The following is a 1,941-nucleotide window of genomic DNA, read 5'->3' as shown; positions in this document are numbered from 1 at the left end:
CGTGCGGTGCTGCAGCTGGTGCGCTCGCAGGTGGCGGCCGTGCTGGGGCACGGTTCGGCCGAGGCGATCGGACCCGACCGCGCCTTCCAGGAACTGGGCCTCGACTCGCTGGCCGCGACCGAACTGCGCAACCAGCTCAACCAGTTCACCGGACTCAGGCTCCCCGCCACCCTGGTCTTCGACCACCCCAACGCCCTCGCCGTCACCGAACACATCGAGGAGAAGCTCGCGGGCCCGGACCCGCGGACCACCGCATCCGCGCGAACGGCCGTCGATGCGAAGCCAGTGGACGACGAGCCGATCGCGATCATCGGCATGGCCTGCCGCTACCCGGGCGGAGTGACCTCGCCCGAGGACCTGTGGCGACTGGTCGTCGACGGCGTCGACACCGTTTCCGACATGCCCGACGACCGTGGCTGGGACCTGGAGGGCCTGTATGACCCGGAGCCCGGCACGGAAGGAAAGAGCTACACCCGCCGGGGCAGCTTCCTCTACGACGCCGCCCAGTTCGACCCCGGATTCTTCGGCATCTCGCCGCGTGAGGCCCTGTACATGGACCCGCAGCAGCGACTGCTCCTGGAAACCTCCTGGGAAGCCCTCGAGCGCGCGGGCATCGACCCGGCCTCGCTCAGGGGCAGCCGCACCGGCGTGTTCGCCGGCGTGATGTACCACGACTACGCCCTCAACGTGTCGCCTTCCGGCACGGCGGGCGGCAGCGTGGTGTCCGGTCGGCTGTCGTACACGTACGGCTGGGAAGGCCCGGCCGTCACCGTCGACACCGCCTGCTCGTCCTCCCTCGTCGCCCTGCACCTCGCGGTGCAGGCACTGCGGCAGGGCGACTGCTCGCTCGCGGTGGCCGGTGGCGCCACGGTGATGTCGACGCCGGGCATGTTCGTCGAGTTCAGCCGGCAGCGCGGTCTGTCGGTGGACGGCCGCTGCAAGGCGTTCGCGGGCGCGGCCGACGGCGTCGGCTGGTCCGAGGGCGTCGGTGTCCTCCTCGTCGAGCGCCTCTCCGACGCCGTACGCAACGGGCACCGCGTCCTTGCGGTCGTCCGGGGCACCGCCGTCAACCAGGACGGTGCGTCCAACGGTTTCACGGCCCCCAACGGTCCCTCACAGCAGCGCGTCATCCGGCAGGCGCTCGAGGCCGCCGGCGTCGCCGCCGCAGAGGTCGACGTCGTCGAGGCGCACGGCACGGGGACGACGCTGGGCGACCCGATCGCCAGGACCGGCCCGCCGACCGGCCGCTGCTGCTCGGCTCGATCAAGTCGAACATCGGTCACGCCCAGGCCGCCGCCGGTGTCGCCGGCGTCATCAAGATGGTGATGGCCATGGAGCACGGCTCCGTGCCGCGGACCCTGCACGTCGACCGACCCTCCCCGCACGTCGACTGGACCGAGGGCAGCGCGGAACTGGTCGTCGAGGAACGGCCGTGGCCGGACGCCCCGCACCCGCGCCGTGCGAGCGTCTCCGCGTTCGGACTCAGCGGCACCAACGCGCACGTCGTCCTGGAGCAGGCCCCCGCACCCGCCCCGGTCGCCGAGCCGGGACCGGTGAACGGCGGCGGCGAACGCCCGACGCCCCCGCTGCCCTGGACGGTGTCCGCCGCGACCCCCGAGGCGCTGCGCGCTCAGGCCCGACGGCTCCTCGACCACCTCACGGACCGCCCGGACCAGGACCCGCTGGACACGGCCTACGCACTGGCCACCTCCCGCACCGTGCTGGAGTCCCGCGCCGTCGTGCTCGGCGCCCACCGTGACGACCTGCTCGAGGGACTGCGGACGCTCGCCCACGGCGAGTCGTCCCCGACCGTCCTCCGCGGCACCGCGCGGGACGGCGGCCCGACCGCCTTCATGTTCTCGGGTCAGGGGTCGCAGCGGTTGGGTATGGGGCGTGAGCTGTACGGTCGTTTCCCGGTGTTCGCGGAGGCGTTCGACGCGG

Annotated in this window: 1 pseudogene; it reads left to right on the top strand. The window is 72.8% G+C overall.

Features of this window, described 5'->3' with window-relative positions:
• Positions 1 to 1,941 (top strand): annotated as a pseudogene (locus tag ADK41_RS03460) (type I polyketide synthase); the annotation flags it as partial.

This window comes from Streptomyces caelestis (assembly GCF_001279005.1).
Taxonomy (GTDB): domain Bacteria; phylum Actinomycetota; class Actinomycetes; order Streptomycetales; family Streptomycetaceae; genus Streptomyces; species Streptomyces heliomycini.
This window is presented reverse-complemented; position numbering and strand designations above follow the sequence as displayed.